Origin of the sequence: Acinetobacter sp. TR3, assembly GCF_027105055.1 — a bacterium.
In the GTDB taxonomy this organism is placed as follows: Bacteria; Pseudomonadota; Gammaproteobacteria; order Pseudomonadales; family Moraxellaceae; genus Acinetobacter.
Window position 1 is genome coordinate 3,118,851 of record NZ_CP114264.1, and the last position, 17,454, is coordinate 3,136,304.

Consider the following 17,454-nt stretch of genomic DNA (forward strand, 5'->3'; position numbering starts at 1 on the left):
TCCAAAGATGCCTTTATTTTTGATCTGTTGTTTAGTCTTTTAAATATTCTTCACGATGATTACGATAAGGCTCATCAAAGGGTACAAACATCTGTTCTTGTTTGGCTCCTGCGATCCACTCTTGAACTGATGCCAAAGATAATATGTTGTGCATATAACTTTGGCTAGCAGCAGAAATGGGTAATTTATAACATTCAAAACGCATCGCCACAGGCGCATAAAATGCATCGGCTAGACTAAACTCACCACATAAAAACTGCTCTTCACTTGGTCGCTCTGACCAAATTTGATCAATTCGAGCGACGTCATTCCGTAATTGCTCATGGTCAGCCCAAAGTTCTTTTCCAATCTGGGACAAATCAGCCTCAACATTCATTGGACACAAATTACGTAAGCTTTGAAAACTACTATGCATTTCTGCACTAATGCATCGTGCTCTCGCTCGTTGCTTTCTATCTTGGGGTAGCGCATTCTTCTCTGGATTTTGTTCAGCAATATATTCACAAATCGCCAGACTATCCCAAATAATCAAATCATCATGCATGAGTGTTGGGACTTTGCCCGTTGAATTCAATTTTAAAATCTCAGTTTTAAATTGGCTATCAGCTTCAAAACTATCAAATTGAATTAAATGCTCCTGAAATGGAATGCCAAGTTGTTTTAATAAAATCCACGGTCGCATCGACCAAGTTGAATAATTTTTATTGCCAATAAACAATTGATACATGATTATAATTTCCCTTTCAGCAAGGTGAGTTGTTGTAATAATTCTGATTTTTGAAAAGCACCAGTTAAACGCAGTGAACGTACTTCTTGTTGTTTTTGATCTAAAAATAAATAGGTTGGCGGTCCTAAAATATCCCATTGATTTAATAAGGCCTGATGCGACGCATCATAATGACTTAAATCAAGTTTAATCAAATAATAACGAGATAATGCCTGTTGAACTTCCGCATCTTTTAATACACGATGTTCAATCGGCTGACAAGCCACACACCAGTCTGCATACACATCAATCACAACGGCCCGATCTTTTGGTGCGTTGGCTAGAATCCGCTGAAAATCAGCAGCGGTTGTTGCGACATGCCACTCGGCTAATTTATCTGCCTGAACTGTGCTTAAATTTTGAATATGTTGATATTGGTTAAAAGCTAAAAACGGAACTGAGATCATCAGCAACAATGCATATAACCACTGTAATTGCCCTTTCTTCACAAACAGACGATATATCGCGAAACCAATAAATGCCATGCCCAATACAAGACTAAGTATTTGAATCGCTAATTCAGGCAACAACGGACGGATAAAATAAATACTTAAAGCCAACATCAAAAAGGCAAAAATAACCTTAATTTGATGCATCCATTCTCCTGCTTTCGGTAGTGCCTTTGCACCTAGAACACTGGCAAGCAGTAATGGAATACCCATACCAAATCCCAAGGTGAATAATAGTAAAGCACCTTGCCACTGATTTTGCGTTTGTGAAATAAAGAGTAATGTACCCGCTAGAGGTGCTGTCATACACGGACCGACTAACAATGCGGAGATCATGCCCATGATACTTGCACCAAGCAAAGTCCCACCTTGTTGTACTGACTGCATTTGGTCGAGGCGATTCACCCATTTCTGTGGCAGTTTCAATTCAAATAAACCAAACAGATTTAAAGCGAATACAACGAACAATAGACTAAATGCAACTAATGTCGCAGGTTGCTGTAACCATCGTTGGAAATTTAGCCCTGCCACAGAGGCAATTAAACCCAATACGGCATAGACCATTGCCATACTAAATACAAAAGTAAGCGCAATCGTCCATGCTTTAACGCCTTTATGTTCACGAACAATCAATGAGGTCAAAATCGGCAACATTGGTAAAGAACACGGCGTAAATGCCAATAAAATTCCTAAACCTAGAAATAATAACAAGCTATAAGCAAGAGAGTGCTGTGCCAATGTGCTTGACCACTGTTGGTCTTGCGCCATATTGGTTGAATCATTCAGCTTTACATCATTAGATTTTTCAGTTGTAAGTTCATCCGTCTCTGCGGTCTGAGCATTTAAGCTATTCGCAGAACGAGCAACATCTAAAAAACGTTTTTGAGAATTAGAACTGACATTTTCGACACTGACCAACCCATCAGCATCGGTTTGAAATTCAATATTTTGAGGTGGATAGCAAATACGGTCTTTGGCACAACCCTGCCATGTAACACGATAATGTTGAGATGCTTGAGTGCTAATCTCAAACTCTGCTTGCTGATAATAAACTTGGCTATGACCATAGTTTTCATCGTACTGTTCAACTGCTTTGGGTAATTTCAACGTAACAGGTTGATTGCCTTGTTGAACCTCAAATTTGTGTTGATAGAGATAATAATTGGGCTGAATAGTCCAGTGTAACCGCGCTTGATTGGTTTTGGTCGATTCAACTGAAAATGCAAATGCCTGTTCAGGAGTCAGTAACGGTGCTGATAGATTGTCTTGAGCGTAAACCAAAGACGTACATAACAACAATAAAGTAGCCAAAAAGTAGCGCATTAATTGGCTAAGGTACCCACCCTGAACAGACATTCTCATGTTCATCTCACTGTAACTCTCCCGATAACTTAAGACTCATTTTGTAGAATGATTTCAAAAGTTAGCGGAGATTTTGACTAGAATAAAACAGATAAACCTAAACCACCGTTATAGCTTTTTTGATCGCCATTCAAATCGACACCTATACTGGCATCAAGTTGAGCTCGATCATTTAAGCTATAGACTAAGCCTGTTCCTAAACCATATTCATAGTCTTGGCTTTCTGCTTTACGATAAACAAACTCTGAAAAACCAGATAATTTACCCGCAATTTTATAATCAATGGTTGGAATTGCTGTCACGGCCCAATCACTGTTTTGTGCTTCATAACGCATAGTAATTGATGTACCCACCAAATCGCTGAACTTATACGCAACTGCTGAAGTGAGGCTATAAATATCATCGTGATTCGTGAATTCATCATTGCCAGTCGCAATAATCGCTTCTGCTAACAATGCCATTGTTAAACGATCATCTTTTAAATTAATCGCCTTTTTCAAACCAATACTGACATCACCTAAACCATGGGTTTCTTTCTTAGTGCCAGCATGTTTATATTGCTGCCAAACAGGACCTTGCCAACCCAATTGTAATTCTAGACCATCAGCTAAACCTGTGCGTAACAACATGTCACCGTTCAATGTAAGCGTTTTATCTTTTACGCCATCGACTGTCCCTTCTTGATAGCTTACGCTCGGTAGTCCTTGCTCCCACGCCAAGTGACCTACAGGTGTAATACCCGTACCTATACCTGAGCCTGGGCGGTCAAAAGAGAAATCTGCTGCAAAAGCAGTGCTTGCCATCATTGATGCAGCAATCAAGCTCAATGTTCCAATTTTTTTCATGATTATCCCCTTTCTATTCTATTGGCTGAACTTATACCGTTAGCTCTTTTGACATTTTCGCACCATGGCTGCGTAATAACTCGAGAGTTTCACGTTCTTCTGGTAAAGATTCTGACCAGTCAATTTCATCGAAATCACAATCAAAAAACAGTTGGCTGATTGAAGATAAAATCGTTAAACCTTCTTCGTCACGTGTGTTCGGATCTACTTTTTCATCGAGTAAACGCTGTACAACAGGTACACATGCTGCACTAGCGGCATCCCAAAGTGGGCCGTAGAATTCTTCTGCATCCCATAAATGTAAATTGGCTTTTGCTTGAATCAATGCATCTAAAATGTGTAGGTAAACTTGCAGTTGTTGTTGTTTTTCAACGTCGGTCAATGGCTTGCCTGCTTCATAGGCTTCACACACATTTTCCCACCACACAAATAAACCATCACATACAATAGATACAGGAAAACCATGTTCAGGATCAATAAAGTTCGGGTCGAGTCCTGCAGCAAGTAAAGATTGCACTTGGTCTAAATCGAGTTGTTGTATGGCTTGCACCAAGGCTTGCTGCTGATTGCTTAACATGACCAATTCTCACATTGTATTGAATGTTTCTATTATGCCGAATATCCCGACAGGTTTTTATAAAACGATCTAAAAATCATGTATAAATTTGATACACGCATAAAAAAAGCCCACAATTGGGCTTTCTTTATGCGCTAATTTTACGCTTCATCATCAATTTTTACATCGTCATCGACGTCAACATACTCTGGTAAACCACCACGATGATGTTCTTTTTTCTCATATAAATGTTCCAGACTACGTTTTAGTTTATCAATCGCACCATGAATAGATGCATCGATATTCGCAGCTTTATGAGTCACGGCAAGTGGCTTCAAACCTGCTGGACGAGCTTCGATCATACAACGTTTATCATGATCGCCCGTTTTCTCCCCATTTTCATCACTAATATGAACCGAAAAATGTGTAATACGCTCGCTATAGCGTTGAAATTCTTGCGTAAGTTCTGCACGGATATAACTGATTAAGCGTTCGCTACCTTGAATGTTTTTATCTGTACGGATTTCAATATTCATAAATATCTTCCTCTCTTTTCTGTGAGACGGTTCTACGAAACTTTTTTATTTAGCACGCTTTGAGCATGCATTCATTCAGTGCAGTTGTATATTTTGATTATGTAAATACGTGTAGTCTCCTTGCCTTACATCTGTTGCTTTTCAGTCATTAAGAAGATCTTCTATAACTCCAATATCTGACTTTCATAACAAATATGCAAGCTGATTTTTGACATTTTTATTAAAACTTGATCAAAAAGATTTTTAAATTCATGAACTTTTTTCTTTTGATCGGCTCAGTCCAATTCTTTTGAGCATTTGGTCAAATTTGGCTTTATTTTTGCTTAATTCCTTGTATGATTTACACGCCATTTTTGGGGGATTTTTTTAAATGCAATTGAAGCAACTTGCAGCGACTTGTTTATTGGTATCTACAGCAGCTTTCGTTCAGGCAAAGCCTATTTGGCAAGATTTTAGCCTCACAGGTTTATACGGTGAAAACTACGAAGTTGTCGACGAAAAACAAACGACTTTAACGGTTGAATATGCTGCTAAAGTACAATATGCCGACGTATTCTTCTTTATGGATCGTATGCGTGGTGGTGACGATCATAAAAGTACCTATTTCGAACTTTCTCCTCGTTTGAGCTTAGGCGAAATTTCTGGTCAAAAACTTGCTTTTGGTCCAGTCAAAGATGTGTTGATCTCAACGACATGGGAAGGCAATAATGATGACTTCTCTAGTTTCGACAATTTCTTATATGGCGTAGGCTTTGATTTAGCAATTCCATATTTCCAATATGCAAACGTGAATTTCTACCGTGCCAATAATGAAAAAACCACTGATGACTATCAAATGACTATCGCTTATGCGTTGCCATTTAAAGTCTCTACAGAAGATTTTGTGGTTGATGGTTTCCTTGACTGGTCTACAGCAGAAAAAGATCATGCAAGCGAACTCAACTGGACAACACAATATAAGTGGAATGTCGGTAAACATATTTCACCTGAAACACGTTTATACCTCGGTATTGAACATTCTGTTTGGAATAACAAGTTTGGTATTAAAGGCAGCGACGAAAACAATGTCAGCGCTTTAGTGAAATACCATTTCTAAGCAGTCAATCTGTTTAAAAACAGCAAGCTCCGTCTTGCTGTTTTTTTTGCAATCACGCATATTCAGGATATGTGAACTTTCTTTTATTTTCTCATGTCATTTGATCTTAAGCTTGCAGCACATTCTCTGAATTCCCCTTATCAAATTCGTTTTGCGATGATGGATGATTTGGAACAGATTCTCGCCATTTATAATTATGAAATCCTGACAGGTACAGCCAACTGGAATGATCAGGCCATTACTTTAGCGCAATATCAACAACGTTTTCAGGACATGCAACAACAGCACTTCCCCATGATCGTGGTCGAAGATCAGCAAAATAATAAAATTGCAGGTTATGCGTATTATTCAACATTCCGCAATATTAGCGGCTATCGTCAGAGTATCGAACATTCTGTCTTTGTTGATCCAAGCTACGCACGTCAAGGTCTTGGCAAAGCCTTGATGCAACAACTGATCCATCTCGCGATACAACAAAACATGCATATCATGGTGGCTGCAATTGATAGTGAAAATACGGGTTCAATTGTGCTACATGAACAGCTTGGTTTTGTACAAACAGGTTATATGCCACAAGTCGGACAAAAATTTGGACAATGGCGTGACTTGGTTTGGATGCAACTACAACTCTCAAGCTAACAATTTGCTCACAGCATATATTTTCACTTCTTGTTTAAAATGAGTATCAAGCAGCTTTAGAAATATTGAAAATGATGAGAACAACGCAACTTTGCCTAATGGTTATAACAGCAATTGGCTCAGCTTCAAGTTTTGCTGAAGATTCATTTGAACAAGAGTTACAACAAGGCTGTAGCAAAGTAAAACAATATGCCCAAGCAGGTAAAAAGTTTTATGATCAAAAGCAATATACCAAAGCAGTAAAACAATTTGAAGATCAAGCTGCATGGGCTCAGTTCTGCCAAATGAATGCTGAGGAAAGTGGTATTCAGGTGACTGACCGAGACATTGAAATTGCCAATAATAATGTGGGATTGAGTTATACAAAATTAGGCAAGCCGCAATGGGCAAGAGTGTGGTTTCTAAAAGATAAAGACTCTAAAACTAGCCAATACAACCTGAAACAGCTAGCAAAGCCCCAAATATCTAAAGACCTACAAGGCACTTATGTTCGAGCCAATGGTTTTGGACAATGGGATTACATCAAGGTCAGCAAAAAGCAAAATAAGTATCAGATCGCTTTTGATGGTTATTACTTTGGGATTCGAGGTCTGATTTATGGTCCAAATATGGGGCAGTTTGAAACGACCATGCCGATCACGGCAAAACAGGCAAACTATCGCTATGAAGACTGCCAGATCAAGCTTCAATTTACGAATGATACAAATAATGGTCAAAAAATTGAGGTTAAACAAAATAGTGACGAGTCTGGATGTGGTTTTGGGCATAACGTCTATGCTAGCGGCACGTTCTATAAGGTTGAAGGTAAATAAATGATCTTTACCCTCAAACTCAACAAAAAATTTAAGAAAACTTATGAGTCTCAGAAACGTTATTCACAACCTGAGCAAGCTAAAGCGACTAAAGCTTTAGCGAAGCGCAAGAAAAGTGCAATCAAAATAAAAATTGAGAAGTTTTAATCATTCATCGTATAGGTGAAAATGCCTTTGCCCTTACGAAGCTTCAAACGCTTCTACGGGCAAAACCAAAGTAACTCCAGCGGAAGGCGTATTTAAAAATTAGAAGACTACTAGGTATGACTCCGAAAGATAATCATTTTTTTAATATCTAGTTTCTAAATAGTAAAATGAGATATATAGGGTTGATACTAAATCGCCACCAACTCCCTTATTCCCTTTTCAGGCATTTCCGCACCTTGCCCCTGTGCGATCACCTGTCCACGAGCCATCACGGTATAGTTATCCGCCAATTCTTCAGCAAAATCATAAAACTGCTCAACTAAAACGATCGCCATTTCACCCTGATCTGCTAATTTACGAATGACCCGACCAATATCTTTAATAATCGAGGGCTGAATACCCTCAGTTGGCTCATCCAAAATCAAGACACTAGGCTCAGAAGCCAACGCTCGAGCAATCGCAAGCTGCTGCTGCTGACCACCCGATAAATCTCCACCACGGCGATGTTTCATTTCATCAAGTATAGGAAAAATTTCGTAGAGATAACTCGGTACTTTCCGCGTTTTTGCACCTGAAAATTTCGCCATACCAATTAAGATATTTTCCTCTACCGTCAAGGTTGAAAAAATATCTCGTCCTTGCGGTACATATGCCAAGCCAGCACGCACACGTTGCTCAGGCGACATCTTGGCAATATCTTTGCCATCTAGCAAAATCTGTCCTGATTTAATCGGTAAAATCCCCATCAAGCATTTCAGCAAGGTGGTTTTACCTACGCCATTACGCCCTAAAATGACGCTGCATTCACCTATAGGCGCTTGAAAAGACACGTCACGCAGAATATGACTACCACCATAAAACTGGTTAATTTCTTTCACTTCTAACATAGCAGTCTCCTAGCGTCCTAAATACTTTTCAATCACATCTTCATTGGCTTGTACCTCTGCCAATGTGCCTTCTGCCAAGATTGCGCCCTGTGCTAATACCGTAACTTTTTCGCTGATGGTGTCAATAAAGCTCATGTCATGCTCTACGACCACAAGCGTATGATTTTTTTTCAATTCCAAACACAGTTCAGCCGTCCGTTCTGTTTCCGCATCGGTCATTCCTGCCACAGGCTCATCCAATAAAATCAGCTTCGGACGTTGCATCAATAGCATGCCGATTTCTAACCACTGCTTTTGACCATGCGATAATAATCCTGCGGGTTTTTTCACAAATTCCTTTAAGCGAATTTGTTCTAAACTTTCCTCCAATGCCAATTGTGCTTCTGGATCAAGTCGGCTAAACAAGCTCTTTTTCACTCGCTTATCTCGTGGTGCAGCGAGCAGTAAATTTTCCATGACTGTGAAATTTTCAAATACCGTTGGTTTTTGGAATTTGCGCCCAATTCCTGCTTCCGCAATTTCCTCTGTGCCCATTTTGGCAAGATCATAGTTTTGTCCAAAAAATGCTGTGCCAGTAGTCGGACGAGTTTTACCTGTGATCACGTCCATTAAGGTAGTTTTACCCGCACCATTTGGTCCAATGATGCAGCGTAACTCACCTTCGGCGATGTACAGCGATAAATCATTGAGGGCACGAAACGAATCAAACCACACACTGACTTTTTCTAAATACAAGGCAATCCCGTGACTAAAATCTGCACCTTGGGTTTTGGCACGACCATAACCCTCACCGAGTTGACCGCCATGTTGAGCTGAGTCTATGAATAAATCACTCATTTAATTGCTCTCCTTTTTAAAACGATCAAATAAACCAATCACGCCTTTAGGTAAGAAAATCGTCACCACGATAAATAAGGCACCTAAGATCAGTAACCACGCTTCGGGCGCAGCCACAGTGAAATAAGTTTTCAGTGCATTAATCAAACCTGCGCCTAAAATCGCCCCAATCAAAGTGCCACGACCCCCTGCGGCAACCCACACTGCCATTTCAATTGAGTTGACAGGATTCATTTCACTTGGGTTGATAATACCAACCTGTGGCACATACAACGCACCTGCGATACCTGCAATCACTGCCGATAGTACCCATGCTGACAGCTTGTACCACAGTGTGCGATAGCCCAAATATTGCAAGCGGTTTTCACTGTCACGAATCGCCCCCAACACTCGACCATAAGGACGATTCATCAGTTGACGTAAGCCGATAAAGCACAGCATCAAAACCAGAGCGGTGACAAAACATAAAGTGGCACGCATCGGTGCAGAAGTGATATCAAAACCCAATAAGGTTTTAAAACCCGTGAAGCCATTGTTACCACCAAAACCCGTCTCATTGCGGAAGAACAAGAGTGCCGCTGCAAAGGTCATGGCTTGAGTAATAATTGAGAAATACACGCCCTTGATTTTGGAACGAAAAGCAAAGAAGCCAAAAATAAAGGCAACCAATGCAGGGATGAGTAATACCAAACAGATTGCCCATGCAAAATGTTCAGTCCCGACCCAATACCACGGTAATTCTGTCCAACTGAGAAAGCGCATGAAATCAGGTAAGCCATCGCCTGCGGATTCACGCATCAAATACATACCAAAAGCATAACCACCGAGAGCGAAATACAAACCGTGCCCCAAGCTTAAAATTCCTGCATAGCCCCAGACCAAATCCAATGCCAAAGCGACCAAAGCCAAGCACATGATTTTGCCAATCAACGTAATCCAATACGCTGACAGATAAAATGCGGAATCAGGTGATAACAAATGCAACCACGGTAAGCTCAATAACACTGCAAAACAAATGGCAATCGCGATTGCGCTATACGGTTTATCTGCAAATAAAGAAGTGATTTTCATTGGCTTACTCCACGAAACGACCTTTGATGGCAAACAAACCTTGTGGACGCTTTTGGATAAACAAAATCACAAGAACCAAGAGAATAATTTTTGCTAAAACCGCACCTAAACCAATCTCCAAAACTGTACCGCTAATCCCTAAGCCTAAGGCTGCAAGTACCGCACCCCATACTTGACCGACACCACCGACGACAACGACAAGGAAAGCATCGATAATGTAGTTTTGTCCGAGGTCAGGACCCACGTTACCCACCTGTGCTAACGCACAACCTGCAAGACCAGCTAAGCCTGAACCCAAACCAAATGCCAGCATGTCGATACGTGCAGAACGAATGCCCACGGCACGCGCCATTTGACGGTTTTGTGTAACAGCACGGACAAATAATCCGAAACGGGTTTTGTTTAATAAGAAAACTAAAAGTAGTAATACCGCCACGGTAAAACCAATAATCGCAATACGGTTATACGGCAACATCAGGCTTGGTGTTAGGGCAATACCACCACTGAGCCATGCGACATTCGACACTTCAACGTTCTGTGCGCCAAAGATCATGCGAACCGATTGCATCAAGATTAAGCTGACACCAAAGGTGGCCAATAATGTTTCCAATTGGCGACCATAAAGCGGGCGAATCACAGTACGTTCAATCAGCATGCCAATCAGCGCACTCACCAGAAATGCAGCAGGAATCGCAGCCAATAAATACCAATCGACTAAGCCTGCAAAGTGTGTTTTAAAAAAACTTTGAATGACGTAAGTGGTATAAGCACCGATCATGATGAGTTCACCATGTGCCATATTGATGACACCAAGCAAACCATATGTGATCGCAAGACCAAGCGCCGCTAAAAGTAAAATACTAGCGGTACTAAGACCTGAAAATACATGCCCTGACCATTCACTGATTTGCAAACGCGTTTTAATTTTATTTTGTGCTTCAACCAAAGCTGCTTTTAATGCAGGATTACTTTGTGGCTGTTCTAAGCTTTGGTTGATCAATGCGAATACATCGGGACGGTTCGAATCTGCCAAAACTTTTACCGCTTCAATCTTAGTAAACTCATCTGAGCTATTAAAATCTAAACGGGCTTTCAGTTGTGCCAAACGTGCTTTAACCGCTTCACTTTTTTCATTGAGATAGAGTTGCTTAACTGTGGCAACATCGAGCTCATCTAAATTATTTTCTAAAATGTCCACCGCAGCTAAACGTTGTGATGCATCGTCTGAATTGAGTTTAACTTTGGCTTGTCCAAAGTTCAGTGCCTTACGCAGCGTATTAACCAGTGTCACTTGAGACAAGTCAGATGGCCAAGTTTCGATCACTTGTTGTTGCGGATAACTTAATAATTTTTCATCATTTTCTAAAATATATGTGTTGCCAGAACTATCGGTATATAATTCATTTTGATCAATATACGCGACCAATTGATCCAATTGCTCAATACTGGCTGGCCATTGATTCAACATTGCACGACGAGCGGTAAAGTCGGATTTAACAAAAGTCTGGATGGCATCCTGAGAAGTTGTAGACGTCACTGTTGTTGGTGAGGTAACTTCTGCCCATGCAGGATTAAAAATGATCTGTGCCATGATGCAGAGCAGTGCCAAAACATAGTGTTTCGCCATAAGACTCCCCTTATATTTTCTATTTAAATCAATCAATCAGAAATAAAACTAAGAAAAACCTGCTGCCAAAACAGCAGGTTGCATGGAACAATTATTTAGGAATATATGGGCTCCAAGGCTCAGCTTTGATGGTCTGCGGTGTTTTATAAACCACATCAAATTGACCATCAGCACGGATTTGCCCGATCATCACAGGTTTATGTAAATGGTGATTGGTTTCATCCATTTTGAGGGTATAGCCCGATGGTGCTGCAAAAGTTTGACCTGCCATTGCATCACGAACTTTATCAACCTCCGTTGTACCTGCTTTTTCAACCGCTTGTTTCCACATATTGATACCAACATAGGTCGCTTCCATCGGATCGTTGGTCACAACTTTGTCAGCATTTGGAAGCTTGTACTCCACTGCATACTGTTTGAATTTATTGACAAATTCGGTATTTTTCGGATTTTTAACTGACATGAAATAGTTCCATGAAGCTAAATGACCCACTAATGGTTTGGTATCAATACCACGTAACTCTTCTTCACCAACTGAGAAAGCCATCACTGGAATATCAGAGGCTTTAATACCTTGGTTACCTAACTCACGATAGAAAGGAACGTTGGAATCACCATTGATGGTGGAAATCACCGCAGTCTTTTTACCCGCAGAGAATTTCTTGATATTGGCAACAATGGTTTGATAGTTGCTATGACCAAATGGCGTGTACTCTTCCATGATGTCTGCATCGGCAATGCCTTTAGACTTCAAGAATGCACGTAAGATTTTATTGGTTGTTCGCGGGTAGACATAATCTGTGCCGAGTAAAACAAAACGTTGTGCTTTACCACCCTCATCTCCCATTAAATATTCAACGGCAGGAATGGCTTGTTGATTCGGCGCTGCACCTGTATAGAAAATATTCTTAGACTGTTCCTGACCTTCATATTGCACTGGATAGAACAATAAACCATTCAACTCTTCAACCACAGGAAGAACAGACTTCCGTGATACTGATGTCCAACAACCAAAAATAACGGCAACTTTGTCCTGAGTGATTAACTGACGTGCTTTTTCAGCAAATAACGGCCAATCCGATGCTGGGTCAACGATGACGGGTTCGAGTTTTTTACCCATCACCCCGCCATTGGCATTGATTTCATTGATGGTCATCAATGCAGTATCTTTCAGAGATGTCTCAGAAATTGCCATCGTGCCTGAGAGTGAATGTAAAATCCCTACCTTAATCGTATCGCCACTTGCTGCAGGTGCCGCTTTCGTTTCAGTTTTTGTTTGTTCTGTTTTTTCTGCTGGTTTTGAACAACCGACCAGTCCTACCCCCATCATCGCTGCCATAAGTACAGACATCGACATCAATTTATTTTGCATCTTTGTTCTCCACAGGTTGATATTGTGATTTTTACTGAGTGGAGTTATTCAATTTCTGTGCCAATAATTTAAGCAATTGTTTTATATTAATTTTATCTAAACTTTCTCGTTAGAAATCCAATCTTGTATACAACATTGCATACAAAAAATACGTAATGAACCAAAATGATGCAGAATCACTTATTCAAGACGTGAAATTGATAGTTAACCCTGATAGCGAAAACTTAAATTTCTGCTTTGGAAAAGATTGATAAATTCAAAGTCCTTTTATTTAACGAATCCATGTGATATTTCGATATTTAAAACATAAAGCACACATGATTACAGCTAGGCTATAAGACACAATTAAAGCAAACCAAAATCCATAAATTCCCAATGGAGCGATCTTGAATATCCACCAATCCATTCCCCAATATGCCAATACCTGACCAAAGCCTAGACCAAAGATCAATAACGAGCTGCTATAAATCATACTCGGTACAATCGTTATGTCCCAGCAACGTAATACCGTTGCAAAAATACATAACATTGCATCGGCTAAATGAAACAGTATTCCGAGTATAAAGAGGTAGATCGTGATCTGAATAACCGCTGAATCTTGAGTAAATAGGGAAATGAATTCCTCACGAAGAAGTAGTAAAATACTGCATAAAGTCACAGCTAAAACAAATATAAGCAGAAAGGCTTTTTTTGACCAAAGTAAAGCAACTTGCTTCTGTTGAGCACCAATTTTTTCAGATAACATCAAACTGAATGCAACAGAAAATGCGGCAGGTAAAATGTATAGCATGGAACATATGCTTGCGATCACTTGATGCGAGGCAATCACGATACTGCCAAGTGGTAATGCTAAAATCGAAATCGCCATGAAAGCAATCACATCAATCACGATCATGAGAGCGGTGGGTATTCCAATTCGAAGAAAACGAATCAACAATTCATAATTGAAAGAAAAGCGACTCAGATCAAGTTTAAAAACAGCTTTGCCACGTATATAACCGCACAGCAATATCAACATCACACTGTCCCCAAGCAATGTCGAAAATACGGCACCATAGACACCCCAAGGTGCAATATCAAAGTACGCCACTCCATTGATCAAAGCATAGGACAGTGGCAGTTTGATCAACAAAAAAACCACACCAATATATGTCGCGATGATAGGACGATCTAAAACCTGTATTTGTATGGTTAAGATACGACAACATAGACGAATCACCAGATCGACTGAAAAAATCATCAAGCAATTTTTAACCAGTATCAGAACCGTGTCAGGTGCTTGAAAAAAGGTTAATAGATGCTCAGTATTGTTGATCAAAATGATCGCGAAAATACTAAACACAGCTGCGATTAATACAGCCAAACTCACGAGGTTAGTTAATTTTTGTTGATTTATTTCCCGCCCTTTTTCTTCAGCGAGGATTTGAAACATTCCTTGTAGTAATCCGTAGCCCACCACAAAAACAATCATATAAACTGAAAGAGAAACGGATAAAGCCGTTAAATGCACATGGCTATAGTGGGATAAGAAAGCAGTATCAATAACACCACTCAGAATAAAAATCGTATTACTAAACAAAATTGGAAAAAAAATACTTAAAAAACGCTTCATTATATTTCCACTATTATCAATTGAAAATTTGATATATTTGAATTTTAAAATCTTAGAAACAAACAAGACATTTTGATCAATGTGCTTCAAATGTTAGATAGAATTTTACCGATAGATAAAAAGCAAATAGCGTTCCATATTTATTCTTATGCTTATGAATTCATATTTTTAACAAGACATAAAAAAGCCCAGATGGACTGGGCTATGCAAAAAATCGATTCAAATCAAACCACAATATCCGCCAAATTACCTTTCTGTTCTAACCAATGCTTACGATCACTCGAACGTTTTTTTGCAAGCAATTTATCTAATAATCCTGCGGTAAAATGCGCATCATCCAAATTCAAAGGTGCGGCTTCTTTAAATGTTTTCCAACACGTTAATATTAGATTGTATTAGACCAATAACCAGTAATTAATGCGTTCATAATTTCCTGATGATGGTAACTACAATCAGGCTCATCCAACAAAAATTGTAAATAATCTGCAACAACTGCGCGCTGTTCAGCACTAAATAAGCAAAATTTTCTTTCTCTGTCATCACCTAGATGTATCAATGTAAAAGTGAGATCATGTAAATAATCACCATTTAAACTTGCCAATAAAAATGCAGGTAAATGAAACAGCATACCCTGAGCATCAAAGAAAGTTGGACTGCTGTTACAGCGATTCAAGTCATTGATTGAGATATTATGCCAGTCTAATTTTTCATCTTTGGCACGATAAGCCAGACATTGTGCCTGACTTGCATAATCATCTATTCCTTGCGCTTCATATAAACCAATACCCTCTTGCAAAGTGACCCCAGCAAAAGCACTCTCAATCTTTTGTCTGAGCTGATTCAACTGATGCCAACGTGGTAATAATTCCTCAGCTTCTGCGATTGTAATGGAATCGTAACCTCTGCGACGCATTTCCTGAATATCATCAGGTGAAGGATATTGTTTCATCAGACGATAATATCCGCCAAATTACCTTTCTGTTCTAACCAATGCTTACGATCACTCGAACGTTTTTTGGCAAGCAATTTATCTAATAATCCTGCGGTAAAATGTGCATCATCCAAATCGAGTTGGACTAAACGGCGGGTATTGGGATCCATCGTGGTTTCACGCAATTGACTGGCATTCATCTCACCCAATCCTTTAAATCGAGTGATTTGCGGATTTTTATTACCTTTCACTTTTTTCAAAATGCTTTCGAGTTCACTATCATCTAACGCATAATAAACATCTTTACCAATATCAATACGATACAGTGGTGGCATTGCGACAAACAAATGACCGTCTTCAACTAAAGTCGGGAAATGCTTCACAAACAACGCACAGAGTAATGTCGCGATATGTAGACCATCCGAGTCTGCGTCGGCAAGAATACAGATTTTGCCATAACGTAATTCAGATAGATCATCGCTACCCGGATCAACCCCTATGGCAATCGCAATATCATGAACCTCTTGAGAAGCGAGCACCTCATCCGAAGATACTTCCCACGTATTTAGAATTTTTCCACGAATCGGCATAATCGCTTGGAAATTCTTGTCACGAGCTTGTTTAGCACTTCCACCCGCAGAGTCTCCTTCGACAATAAATAATTCACTGTCTTCACGCGTTAAACCCACACAATCAGCCAGTTTTCCGGGTAACGCAGGACCAGAGACGATCTTTTTACGCTCCACTTTTTTCGCTGCTTTTAAGCGACGCCCAGCTTTAGCAATTGCCATTTCAGCTAACTGCGTTGCAATCTCAGCATGTTGGTTTAACCATAAAGCAAAGGCATCTTTGGCAATATTCAACACAATATTGGAGGCTTCACGACTCGATAAACGCTCTTTGGTTTGACCAGAAAATTGAGGTTCTTGGAATTTCAGCGATAGAATGAAATTGACCCCATCCCAAACATCTTCCGCAGAGAGTTTCATATTACGTGGTAATAAATTACGTAACTCACAGAACTCTCGTAACGCCTCCGTGACCCCTGAACGCAATCCATTGACATGGGTTCCCCCTTGTGCGGTTGGAATCAAATTGACGTAACTTTCTTGTATTTGTTCACCACCCTCAACATTCCAACAGATCGCAAATTCACAAGCTGCTCGCTCTGCTTGTCCACTACTGACAAAAGCAGGATCAGGTAGAATCTCTCGACCCTCAAGTTCATCCATTAAATAGTCGACTAAACCATTTTCAAACTGCCATTCAATTTTTTCATTATTAATTTTATCGTCATAAATAATTTTTAAGCCCGCCGCTAAAACGGCTTTAGCTTTTAAATTATGCTTCAATGCTTTTAGGGCAAATTTTGGACTATCAAAATATTTTGCTTCTGGCCAGAACCGAACGGTTGTTCCTGTCGCACGTTTCGCAACTTTACCTTCTAACACCGATAATGGTGCAACAGGTTCGCCTTGTTCAAATGCCATTTGATACAAGTTACCTTGGCGTTGTACCGCAACCTCAACACGTGTTGATAAGGCATTCACGACAGAAATACCAACACCATGTAAACCACCAGAAAATTGATAATTATCGGTACTAAATTTTCCGCCTGCATGTAATTTGGTCAAAATAATTTCAATACCACTTTGTCCATATTCAGGATGAATATCGACTGGCATACCTCGTCCATTATCTTCGACTGACAATGAACCATCTTCATATACGGTGACACAAATTTGATTGGCATGTCCTGCAAGTGCTTCATCCACCGCATTGTCAATCACCTCTTGCGCCAAATGGTTTGGACGTGAGGTATCGGTATACATACCGGGACGACGACGAACAGGATCTAAACCTGAAAGAACTTCAAGGGATTGTGCCGTGTATTGTGTCACTGGGTCTG

At 39.9% G+C, this 17,454-nt stretch carries 17 protein-coding genes and 1 pseudogene; 4 read left to right on the plus strand and 14 right to left on the minus strand.

What is annotated here, in order from left to right; genetic code table 11:
• Positions 1-31: 31 nt before the first annotated feature.
• The 5 genes from O1449_RS14965 to O1449_RS14985 form a co-directional block, all read right to left on the minus strand.
• On the minus strand, positions 32-727 hold the full coding sequence (locus O1449_RS14965; protein WP_269238710.1) for a glutathione S-transferase family protein: 696 nt from the start codon (positions 725-727) through the stop codon (positions 32-34).
• Between the two features lie 2 nt (positions 728-729).
• Complete coding sequence (dsbD, locus tag O1449_RS14970; RefSeq protein WP_269229333.1) at positions 730-2,577, minus strand: protein-disulfide reductase DsbD; 1,848 nt, start codon at positions 2,575-2,577, stop codon at positions 730-732.
• A 77-nt stretch (positions 2,578-2,654) separates the two neighbouring features.
• Positions 2,655-3,422 carry a transporter gene (locus O1449_RS14975; protein WP_269238711.1) on the minus strand — a complete coding sequence of 256 codons (768 nt, stop codon included), beginning with the start codon at positions 3,420-3,422 and terminating at the stop codon, positions 2,655-2,657.
• A 31-nt stretch (positions 3,423-3,453) separates the two neighbouring features.
• Positions 3,454-3,999: an ankyrin repeat domain-containing protein gene (locus tag O1449_RS14980; protein ID WP_269229331.1), complete on the minus strand. Its 546-nt coding sequence runs from the start codon at positions 3,997-3,999 to the stop codon at positions 3,454-3,456.
• Positions 4,000-4,139: 140 nt separating this feature from the next.
• Entirely contained in the window at positions 4,140-4,514 is a 375-nt protein-coding gene (locus tag O1449_RS14985; protein WP_241334492.1) for an HPF/RaiA family ribosome-associated protein, read from the minus strand.
• Between the two features lie 370 nt (positions 4,515-4,884).
• Between O1449_RS14985 and O1449_RS14990 the strand changes: the two genes are divergently transcribed.
• The 4 genes from O1449_RS14990 to O1449_RS15005 all read left to right on the plus strand — a co-directional run bounded on the left by O1449_RS14990 (position 4,885) and on the right by O1449_RS15005 (position 7,208).
• On the plus strand, positions 4,885-5,610 hold the full coding sequence (locus O1449_RS14990; RefSeq protein WP_269238712.1) for an outer membrane protein OmpK: 726 nt from the start codon (positions 4,885-4,887) through the stop codon (positions 5,608-5,610).
• 93 nt (positions 5,611-5,703) lie between these two features.
• A complete protein-coding gene (locus O1449_RS14995; protein ID WP_269238713.1) occupies positions 5,704-6,249 on the plus strand; it encodes a GNAT family N-acetyltransferase in 546 nt (181 codons plus the stop codon).
• A 71-nt stretch (positions 6,250-6,320) separates the two neighbouring features.
• On the plus strand, positions 6,321-7,061 hold the full coding sequence (locus O1449_RS15000; protein WP_269238714.1) for a hypothetical protein: 741 nt from the start codon (positions 6,321-6,323) through the stop codon (positions 7,059-7,061).
• A complete protein-coding gene (locus tag O1449_RS15005; RefSeq protein WP_269238715.1) occupies positions 7,062-7,208 on the plus strand; it encodes a hypothetical protein in 147 nt (48 codons plus the stop codon). It begins immediately after the preceding gene.
• A gap of 188 nt (positions 7,209-7,396) precedes the next feature.
• Here the strand turns inward: O1449_RS15005 and urtE are convergent, their stop codons facing one another.
• From urtE to parE, 9 genes and pseudogenes are all read right to left on the minus strand, one after another.
• Positions 7,397-8,095, minus strand: coding sequence for an urea ABC transporter ATP-binding subunit UrtE (urtE, locus tag O1449_RS15010; RefSeq protein ID WP_269238716.1), 699 nt, complete (start codon positions 8,093-8,095; stop codon positions 7,397-7,399).
• 9 nt (positions 8,096-8,104) lie between these two features.
• Entirely contained in the window at positions 8,105-8,932 is an 828-nt protein-coding gene (urtD, locus tag O1449_RS15015; protein ID WP_269238717.1) for an urea ABC transporter ATP-binding protein UrtD, read from the minus strand.
• Complete coding sequence (gene urtC / locus O1449_RS15020; RefSeq protein ID WP_269238718.1) at positions 8,933-10,003, minus strand: urea ABC transporter permease subunit UrtC; 1,071 nt, start codon at positions 10,001-10,003, stop codon at positions 8,933-8,935. It abuts the gene before it with no gap.
• 4 nt (positions 10,004-10,007) lie between these two features.
• On the minus strand, positions 10,008-11,630 hold the full coding sequence (gene urtB / locus O1449_RS15025; protein WP_269238719.1) for an urea ABC transporter permease subunit UrtB: 1,623 nt from the start codon (positions 11,628-11,630) through the stop codon (positions 10,008-10,010).
• 91 nt (positions 11,631-11,721) lie between these two features.
• The gene (gene urtA, locus O1449_RS15030) at positions 11,722-13,002 is read right to left on the minus strand and encodes an urea ABC transporter substrate-binding protein (protein ID WP_269238720.1); all 1,281 of its coding nucleotides are present in this window, start codon (positions 13,000-13,002) and stop codon (positions 11,722-11,724) included.
• A gap of 271 nt (positions 13,003-13,273) precedes the next feature.
• Positions 13,274-14,614 (minus strand): MATE family efflux transporter, encoded by a 1,341-nt coding sequence (locus tag O1449_RS15035; protein WP_269229321.1) that lies wholly within the window; start codon positions 14,612-14,614, stop codon positions 13,274-13,276.
• A 224-nt stretch (positions 14,615-14,838) separates the two neighbouring features.
• Positions 14,839-14,961: pseudogene (locus O1449_RS15040) on the minus strand (hypothetical protein); the annotation flags it as partial.
• A 38-nt stretch (positions 14,962-14,999) separates the two neighbouring features.
• Entirely contained in the window at positions 15,000-15,563 is a 564-nt protein-coding gene (locus tag O1449_RS15045; protein ID WP_269238722.1) for a DUF6714 family protein, read from the minus strand.
• Positions 15,563-17,446: a DNA topoisomerase IV subunit B gene (gene parE / locus O1449_RS15050; protein WP_269238723.1), complete on the minus strand. Its 1,884-nt coding sequence runs from the start codon at positions 17,444-17,446 to the stop codon at positions 15,563-15,565. The genes O1449_RS15045 and parE overlap by 1 nt, the downstream gene beginning before the upstream one ends.
• Between the last annotated feature and the right edge of the window lie 8 nt (positions 17,447-17,454).

What these genes read in the sequence shown, in the direction of transcription:
- O1449_RS14965 (WP_269238710.1), bottom strand. Translation starts at nt 727, where the DNA reads ATGTATCAATTGTTTATTGGCAATAAAAATTATTCAACTTGGTCGATG.
- O1449_RS14975 (WP_269238711.1), bottom strand. Translation starts at nt 3,422, where the DNA reads ATGAAAAAAATTGGAACATTGAGCTTGATTGCTGCATCAATGATGGCA.
- O1449_RS15045 (WP_269238722.1), bottom strand. Translation starts at nt 15,563, where the DNA reads ATGAAACAATATCCTTCACCTGATGATATTCAGGAAATGCGTCGCAGA.
- O1449_RS14995 (WP_269238713.1), top strand. Translation starts at nt 5,704, where the DNA reads ATGTCATTTGATCTTAAGCTTGCAGCACATTCTCTGAATTCCCCTTAT.
- O1449_RS14990 (WP_269238712.1), top strand. Translation starts at nt 4,885, where the DNA reads ATGCAATTGAAGCAACTTGCAGCGACTTGTTTATTGGTATCTACAGCA.
- O1449_RS15005 (WP_269238715.1), top strand. Translation starts at nt 7,062, where the DNA reads ATGATCTTTACCCTCAAACTCAACAAAAAATTTAAGAAAACTTATGAG.
- urtB (WP_269238719.1), bottom strand. Translation starts at nt 11,630, where the DNA reads ATGGCGAAACACTATGTTTTGGCACTGCTCTGCATCATGGCACAGATC.
- O1449_RS14985 (WP_241334492.1), bottom strand. Translation starts at nt 4,514, where the DNA reads ATGAATATTGAAATCCGTACAGATAAAAACATTCAAGGTAGCGAACGC.
- urtE (WP_269238716.1), bottom strand. Translation starts at nt 8,095, where the DNA reads ATGTTAGAAGTGAAAGAAATTAACCAGTTTTATGGTGGTAGTCATATT.
- dsbD (WP_269229333.1), bottom strand. Translation starts at nt 2,577, where the DNA reads ATGAGAATGTCTGTTCAGGGTGGGTACCTTAGCCAATTAATGCGCTAC.
- urtD (WP_269238717.1), bottom strand. Translation starts at nt 8,932, where the DNA reads ATGAGTGATTTATTCATAGACTCAGCTCAACATGGCGGTCAACTCGGT.
- urtA (WP_269238720.1), bottom strand. Translation starts at nt 13,002, where the DNA reads ATGCAAAATAAATTGATGTCGATGTCTGTACTTATGGCAGCGATGATG.
- urtC (WP_269238718.1), bottom strand. Translation starts at nt 10,003, where the DNA reads ATGAAAATCACTTCTTTATTTGCAGATAAACCGTATAGCGCAATCGCG.
- O1449_RS15000 (WP_269238714.1), top strand. Translation starts at nt 6,321, where the DNA reads ATGATGAGAACAACGCAACTTTGCCTAATGGTTATAACAGCAATTGGC.
- O1449_RS15035 (WP_269229321.1), bottom strand. Translation starts at nt 14,614, where the DNA reads ATGAAGCGTTTTTTAAGTATTTTTTTTCCAATTTTGTTTAGTAATACG.
- O1449_RS14980 (WP_269229331.1), bottom strand. Translation starts at nt 3,999, where the DNA reads ATGTTAAGCAATCAGCAGCAAGCCTTGGTGCAAGCCATACAACAACTC.